This is a genomic window from Streptomyces sp. NPDC002825, assembly GCF_040295385.1.
Taxonomy (GTDB): domain Bacteria; phylum Actinomycetota; class Actinomycetes; order Streptomycetales; family Streptomycetaceae; genus Streptomyces.
Genome location: NZ_JBEOVH010000073.1, coordinates 1 through 4,424, shown reverse-complemented (window position 1 = coordinate 4,424; position 4,424 = coordinate 1). Strand labels below are relative to the sequence as shown.

Below are 4,424 nucleotides of genomic sequence, written 5' to 3'. Positions count from 1 at the left end.
AACCCGACTACCCGGCCCGGCTCGACATCTCCCACCCGGAGCGGCTCTCCCGCTCGCAGGTCCTGGTCAAATGGTGGCTGCTCGCCATCCCCCACGTCACGAGCCGGCCGGGACCGAGCGCGCGGCAGACGGCCGCTGACGGCGCCGCCCGGCGCGCCGCAGCTCGTCCGTGCCCCACACCAGGACCGGGAACGTCGCGATGAGCAGGACGACGTCCAGAGGAAGGGCGGCCGTGCCGAAGAGATGCTGGAGCGGGGGCGCGTAGACGAGGGCGGCGGTGAACGCGAGCTCGAAGACGATGCCGGCGAGAAGCAACGGATTCGAGAACACTCCGATGTCGCGCAGCGCGGCGTGGTCGGTGCGGGCAGCGAAGGCGGTGCCTACCTGGCAGGTGACGATGCCGGCGAAGGTGGCGGTCGTGGCTGTCACGTAGGCGTGGTGCAAGGGGCTCCCCGAGCCCGTTGGATCGCCCGTCTGCCAGCCCGCGCGCCAGAGCACGTAGAAGTAGCCCACCATGACGAGGGCCGCTGACACGAGGCCCAGGTAGCCCCAGCTGCGGACGAGCATGTCGCGGGAGATCACGCCCTGGTGGGGGGACCGGGGTGGACGTTCCATGACTCCGGGCTCAGAGCGTTCCCGGCCAAGGGCAAGGGCGGGAAGCGTCTCCGTCCCCAGGTCGATGGCGAGGATCTGGAGCACGGTGAGCGGGAGCGGAACCGCCCCGGCGGAGAGCGCGAACACGAGGAAGGGCACGATCTCCGGGGTCGCGTGGGCGAAGATGTAGACGATGAACTTGCGGACGTTGTCGTAGACGCGGCGGCCGGATTCGATCGCTGTCACGATGGTGGCGAAGTCGTCGTCCGTGAGCACCATCGTGGCGGCCTCACGCGCGACATCGGTACCCGAGCGTCCCATGGCCACCCCGATGTGCGCGCGGTGCAGCGCGGGGGCGTCGTTGACCCCGTCACCTGTCATGGCGACGATCCGGCCGTGGGCTCGCAGGGTGTCGGCCACCTTGAGTTTCGTCTCGGGCGAGGAGCGGGCGAAGACGATCTCGGCGTCGCCTTCCACGAGCAACCGGTCGAGCTCGTCGTCGCCCAGCGACTCGGACGCCGCGACCACGTGCAGGCTGGGAACTCCGATGCCCACCTCCCGGGCGACCGCCGCGGCGGTGGCTCCGCTGTCGCCCGTCACGATGTGCACGCGCACCCCGGCCTCGTGGCAGCGTCGGACGGCTTCCGCCACCTCGGGGCGCGGCGGGTCGTAGAGCCCGACCAGACCGAGCAGTGTCAGCCCCGACTCGGCGTCCTGACGGCGTGACGGCGACTCCGCCCCCGGCGGCAGGTCGCGTACGGCGACGGCGAGGACCCGCATGCCACCCTTGGCCAGCTCCTCCGCCGCCGAGCGGGCCGCGTCCGAGGCGGAGCCGGGCAGGACGCGGGCGAGCACCGCCTCCGGTGCTCCCTTGGTGACGATCCGCAGGCGACCCGTCGCCTCGTCGTCCTGCACGACCGACATCATCCGCAGCCGCGGATCGAAGCGGAACAGTCTGCGCCGTCCCGCGTCGCGCCGGGTGAGATCCACGGGAGTCGCGCGGTCGGCAGCCGCGGTGACCAGTGCCGCTTCGGTCGGGTCGCCGTGCAGCTCACCCTCCTCATCGCGGGTGACGGTGGTGCACAAGGCGCTCGTCCGCACCAGCTCCTGCGCCCAGGGCCCGGGTTCCTTTCCATGGCCCACGGTCCACAGCGCTCTCAGACGCATGCGGTTGCGTGTCAGCGTGCCGGTCTTGTCCGTGCAGATGACGTTCGTGGAGCCGAGCGTCTCCACGGCGCTGAGCCGTTTCACCAATGCCCCCTGGCGGGCCAGTGCGCGGACGCCCACGGCAAGGGCCAGCGTGATCGTCGGAAGCAACCCCTCGGGGACATTGGCGACGAGAAGCCCGATGGCGAACATGAGGGAGTCGGCCACCGGCAGTCCGACGGCCACGCCCAGGACCAGGAACAGGGCCCCCATGCCGGTGGCGACGCCGGCGATGAGCCAAGCGACCTTCTTGACCTGTCGTTCCAACGGGCTCGCCTCGCGCCGGGTCCGCTGACTGAGCGCGGCGATCCGGCCGAGCTCGGTGTGATTGCCGGTGGCGAACACGACGGCCCGAGCCTGCCCCTCGACACAGGTCGTCCCGCTGAACACGAGGTTCGGCTCCTCCAGCAACGGAGCGCCGAGGAGCCCCGCCGCGGCCATGCGCTCGGCCGGTACGGACTCCCCCGTGAGCATCGACAGATCGACTTCCACCCCACCTTCGGTGACGCGCGCGTCGGCAGGGACCTTGTCGCCCTCCTCCAGGACGATCACATCGCCCGGCACCAGGTCGCGGGCCTCCACGGTGAGCGGCTGGCCGTCTCGTACGACGAGGGCGTGCTCGGGCAGATAGCGCGCGAGGGTCTCCACCGCCCGCTCGGCCTGCCGTTCCTGAAGCAGCGCGAACGCCGCGTTGACGGCGATGACCGCCAGGATCGCCCAGCCGAGCACTCCGAGGTCCGCGACGAAGGCCAGCGCGGCCGCGGCCCACAGCAGAAGGGCCAGCGGATGGATCAACTGTCCGACGAGCTCTCGCGCGAAGGAGGAGCGGGCCTTGCGCCGTACCTCGTTCGGTCCGTGAACGGCGAGTCGGCGGGCCGCCTCGCGAGCGGACAGTCCATCCGGACCGGTGGCCAGTTCCCGGCGCAACCTGGGCAGGGGCTCGCTGGGGTCGAAGGGCAGCGCATCGGTAGGGGTGGTGCTCGGATCCGCTGCGGTTCGGCCGGCGGCGCGGTCAGTCATCGTCGCCCCCGGCTTCGCTGCCCCGGTACAGGCGGCCGGACCACACGGGTTCCACCTGCTCCCACTCCCGTTCCCAGGCCGCGAGCCGTTGCCCTTCGCTCCGCCGCCGTACGAGGAAGACCCCGCCGGCTCCCGTCACCCCGACGGCACCTGCCGCCGCAATACCGCCCGAGAGGGAGGTGAAAGCTCGGTCCGCAGCGCTGCTCGGGGGTCGGGCGGGGGACCCTGCGTCGTCCACCCAGATCGTCACGATGTGGCCCGGGGGCGTCCCGGGCCGAACTGGGATGGTCCCGGAGCGGCGGACGTGCTCTGGCTGTTCCCACACCGCGGGGCGAGGGCCTGCGGTGAGGACCAAGACGGCACGCCCGCGGGATCCTTTCGCCAGCGGGGTGGTATCGCTGTTCGAAGACTCCTGGTGAGACATGCCGCACCTCCCGTCGGGTGTGGCTGGCCGAAGGACCGGGGGCACCGCTCGGGGGGTGGTGTCGAGTTCCTTTCCGATGTGGTGCGCCCCATGCCCGGATCCGTTCCTGATTGCGGAGGTCACCGCCCGGCAGCACGACCGCGTCGAAGCCGTCGTCCCGGAGCGTGTTGTCGATCGCCTGGGAAGTCCGGCGGTCGCGCCGACGTTGCTGCCCTATGCGACCAGGACTCGCTAGGGGTTCACGCCCGTGGCTCCCTCGGGCGGGGTGCCGCCTCGCTTCACCGGGATGGTGCGTGCGGTGCTGCTCTCCTCCTCGGGCATCGGGACGCGAATGGTGAGGATGCCGTCCGCGTACGAAGCCTCGACGTCGTCGGCCGGGATCGTGGCCGGGAGACGCACGGTCCGGCGGAACGATCCGTAGCGGAACTCCGAGTGCTCCTTGTCCTCCTCGCTCTCGCTGTGCTCCGCACTCACCGTGATCAGGTTGTCGTCGACGGTGATGGAGAAGTCGTCCGGGTCCATCCCGGGCAGCTCGGCCCGCAACACGTACCCACCGGCGTCGCTGGACACCTCCACAGGAATGGAGTGGGCAGCCGTCGCAGGTCGCCACCCGGGCAGCCCCGGGAACTCGCGGTTGAACCAGTCATTGAAGTCGGGGAAGAGGCTGCGCCTGCGTTCCACCCTGCCTCCGGCCATTGCTCTGCTCCTCGTTCCGGGGCCCCGGACTGTCGTCGTGGAGCCGAGTCGGTACGGACGGGCGGTGGACCGGGCTACGGGGCCGGTCCGACTCCGTAACCCCATCGTCCGCCCGCGAGGTCACGTGGCGCAGCGTCCAAGGGGGTTGTTGTCCGACGGGGCCGAACGGGCCGCACCTGGACCGACCGGCCGTGGCGCCACGGTTCCGGTGCTGTCAGCGGCAGATCTCCTCGACGAAGTGGCCCACCCGTTCCTCCGGAAGGTACCGGGCCAGGTCCGCCTCGCTGATCATGCCGACCAGGCGGTGGTCGTCGATCACGGGCACTCGGCGGATGCGGTGGTCCTGCATCGTGCGCAGCACCTGCTCGCTGTCGGCGTCCACGTCCACGGTGATCGGTTTGCCCTGGGCGAGGAGTCCGGCCGTCATGTGGTGCGGGTCCTTGCCCTTGGCCAGGCACTTCACCACGATGTCCCGGTCGGTGAT

The 4,424-nt window shown here is 70.9% G+C and carries 4 protein-coding genes and 1 pseudogene; 1 reads left to right on the top strand and 4 read right to left on the bottom strand.

What is annotated here, in order from left to right:
• Positions 1-95: pseudogene (locus tag ABT041_RS38890) on the top strand (DUF4389 domain-containing protein); the annotation flags it as partial.
• Between the two features lies 1 nt (position 96).
• Here the strand turns inward: ABT041_RS38890 and ABT041_RS38885 are convergent.
• The 4 genes from ABT041_RS38885 to ABT041_RS38875 all read right to left on the bottom strand — a co-directional run.
• Positions 97-2,820 carry a cation-translocating P-type ATPase gene (locus tag ABT041_RS38885; protein ID WP_351193871.1) on the bottom strand — a complete coding sequence of 908 codons (2,724 nt, stop codon included), beginning with the start codon at positions 2,818-2,820 and terminating at the stop codon, positions 97-99.
• Positions 2,813-3,244, bottom strand: a complete 432-nt coding sequence (locus tag ABT041_RS39180; RefSeq protein ID WP_502976723.1) for a hypothetical protein — start codon at positions 3,242-3,244, stop codon at positions 2,813-2,815. The genes ABT041_RS38885 and ABT041_RS39180 overlap by 8 nt, the downstream gene beginning before the upstream one ends.
• Before the next feature lie 231 nt (positions 3,245-3,475).
• On the bottom strand, positions 3,476-3,940 hold the full coding sequence (locus ABT041_RS38880) for an Hsp20/alpha crystallin family protein (protein WP_351193868.1): 465 nt from the start codon (positions 3,938-3,940) through the stop codon (positions 3,476-3,478).
• A gap of 214 nt (positions 3,941-4,154) precedes the next feature.
• Positions 4,155-4,424, bottom strand: a 270-nt coding sequence (locus ABT041_RS38875; RefSeq protein ID WP_351193866.1) for a CBS domain-containing protein, incomplete at its 5' end; no start/stop codon positions are given.

Excerpts from the sequence above, each read along its gene's own strand:
- ABT041_RS38880 (WP_351193868.1), bottom strand. The coding sequence starts at position 3,940 with ATGGCCGGAGGCAGGGTGGAACGCAGGCGCAGCCTCTTCCCCGACTTC.
- ABT041_RS39180 (WP_502976723.1), bottom strand. The coding sequence starts at position 3,244 with ATGTCTCACCAGGAGTCTTCGAACAGCGATACCACCCCGCTGGCGAAA.
- ABT041_RS38885 (WP_351193871.1), bottom strand. The coding sequence starts at position 2,820 with ATGACTGACCGCGCCGCCGGCCGAACCGCAGCGGATCCGAGCACCACC.